Annotated in this window: 3 protein-coding genes; 2 read left to right on the top strand and 1 reads right to left on the bottom strand. The window is 61.8% G+C overall.

Features of this window, described 5'->3' with window-relative positions:
* The first annotated feature begins 480 nt into the window (after positions 1 to 480).
* Positions 481 to 1,371: a WYL domain-containing transcriptional regulator gene (locus AC4FAH_RS09455; protein ID WP_288990282.1), complete on the top strand. Its 891-nt coding sequence runs from the start codon at positions 481 to 483 to the stop codon at positions 1,369 to 1,371.
* 187 nt (positions 1,372 to 1,558) lie between these two features.
* Positions 1,559 to 1,972, top strand: a complete 414-nt coding sequence (gene rnk / locus AC4FAH_RS09460; protein WP_175090630.1) for a nucleoside diphosphate kinase regulator — start codon at positions 1,559 to 1,561, stop codon at positions 1,970 to 1,972.
* A 6-nt stretch (positions 1,973 to 1,978) separates the two neighbouring features.
* Here rnk and AC4FAH_RS09465 read toward each other — a convergent pair.
* A partial coding sequence (locus AC4FAH_RS09465; protein WP_490245947.1) for an aldehyde dehydrogenase family protein occupies positions 1,979 to 2,281 on the bottom strand: 303 nt, incomplete at its 5' end.

Here is a 2,281-nt window from a genome sequence, read left to right on the forward strand (position 1 = left end):
TTAGGGCTCGCAGAATAAGGGAACTTTGCGCGATACCTTGGCCTGAGGCATCTCTAACACTTAAATGAGGGTTATATGAGGCATATTCGTGTTGCGCATATAGTGTCTTCATTCAGAGCATGCCACACGCGGCCAACGCCCCTGCGCAACGTAATGTCTTGATCTATTGATAGCGCGCAATCACACGTCACCGAGCGAGGATAAATCGTCGAATTCTAATGATGCGTCGCGTTTGGACGACGCCAAAACGAGACGTCGATGCGCAGTCACTAGGGTCAACGCAACGGAGCAGGTATCTTCTGCCGGAGCTTTCTTTATGCATATCCTGCAGTTAACGAAGACTTGTTCGCCACACGCCACCCGGAGCAGGGTCCTCTTACCGATCCTCGTGAGCACTCGCCATGTGTCGCCATTGCCAAGCCCGGTGTGTGCAATGCGTCACGAATACGCTCCAGAAGACCCGTATGAAAGGATTCAGCAATGAGCATCAAGCAACGCCTCGAAGTCCTGCCATGGGACACGCTGGCGCGTTACCGCCTGATCGAGATCATCGCCTTGTGGGAGGGGCGAGTCACTTCGCGCCATCTGGGCAACGCCTTCGGTATCGCCAGACAACAAGCCTCGCGCGTCATGAAGACCTACCGCGAGACGGTCGCCGAGAACAATCTCGAGTATGACCCCGTCATCAAGGGCTACCGTCCGTCGGCGAATTTCTGCCCCATGCTGACGCGGGGTGAGGTCGATGAATACCTGCAATTGCTGGGCAATCACGACAATCTGAATCCGCATTTCACCGGGTTGGGGCTAGGCCAGGCAAACACCGAGGCCCTGCGCCTGCCGTCACGCAGCGCCAGTCCGCCGGTGGTCAGGGCCTTGATCGAAGCCGCCAGTCAGGGCGCGCGTCTCGAGGTGACCTATGCCTCTCTCAACTCCCCCCAGGGGGAGGAGCGCATCCTGTGTCCGCATACGCTGGTCTACGCCGCTGGCCGCTGGCATGTGCGCGCCTTCTGCGAGAAGAACCGGGCTTTTCGTGACTTCGTGCTGTCTCGATTCCGCGCGGTGCCGGAGCTGTTCGGTGAAGTCCTCGAGGGCAGCCAGCGCGAGTGCGATGAAGGCTGGGAGACGCGAGTCACCTTGAAGCTGGGCGCCGACCCGCGCCTGACGCCCGCCGAGCGCGGCCTGATAGAGCAGGACCACGGCATGGTGGATGGCGAGCTGCACCTGCCGACACGCGGCGCTCTGGTGCAGTACGTCCTGCGCGAGCTGGGCATCAATCCGGACCATCTGGAAGAGTCTCCGCGCGCCCAGCAGCTGGTCGTGCTCAATCGCGACGAGATCACTGACTGGCTGTTCGTCAGCTCCAGCGCCTGACGCGGGAGTGAGCGGGTCTGCCCTCGCGCTGACCTCAGTTGCCTGAATGGGCTATCCATCGCCGAGCGAAGTTTATATGATGACTTCTGCACACAGTCCTTCGCCCTTCCCGGCGGAGGGCTGTTTTTTTGGTGTCCAGCAAGGCCTTGCTCGCAAGGGGCTGACACCACGACTGACAGGAGGTCTCATGGCCACACTTCCCTCGATCATCATCAATCGCCTGGACGCCGAACGCCTCGAGCGCCTGATTGATCGCGTTGCCGCCGCCGACCGTCAGGTGGCAGAACAGCTTGAGGACGAGCTGGAGCGCGGCGAGGTCGTCGAGCCTCACGAGGTGCCCGCCGATATCGTCAGCATGAACAGCCGCGTGGAGTTCACGGACCTGACCCGCCAGCAGACTCTGGTGCGCACGCTGGTCTATCCGCATGCGCTGCCCGGCCAGCAGGACGGCCTGTCGGTGCTGGCGCCACTGGGGGCTGCCCTGCTCGGCCTCAAGGTCGGCAGCCTCATCGAGTGGCGGCTGCCGGATGGCAGCCTGCACGAGGTGCGTATCGAGGCGCTGCATTACCAGCCGGAAAGCGCCGGCGACCTGCACCGCTGACAGCGCCTAGCGCATCAGCAGGCGGCGGATAAGACCATGGATGGCGCGCGCAGTCGGCCCGTCGGCATAGGGCGGATACATCAGTCGCGCGCCATTCATGCGCCCCTTGGCGAAGATTCCCTTGGCCTTGCTGAGCGTCTGGAAGCCTTCCTTGCCATGGTAATGGCCCATCCCGGACGGCCCGATACCGCCGAACGGCATGTCATCCTGCGCCACATGCAGCAGGGTGTCGTTCAGACACATTCCGCCCGCATGCGTGCCCTCGGTGACCCGCTGCTGTTCGTGCTTGTCGTGGCCGAAGTAATACAG

The organism is Cobetia sp., from assembly GCF_983723665.1.

What these genes read in the sequence shown, in the direction of transcription:
- AC4FAH_RS09455 (WP_288990282.1), top strand. Translation starts at nt 481, where the DNA reads ATGAGCATCAAGCAACGCCTCGAAGTCCTGCCATGGGACACGCTGGCG.
- rnk (WP_175090630.1), top strand. Translation starts at nt 1,559, where the DNA reads ATGGCCACACTTCCCTCGATCATCATCAATCGCCTGGACGCCGAACGC.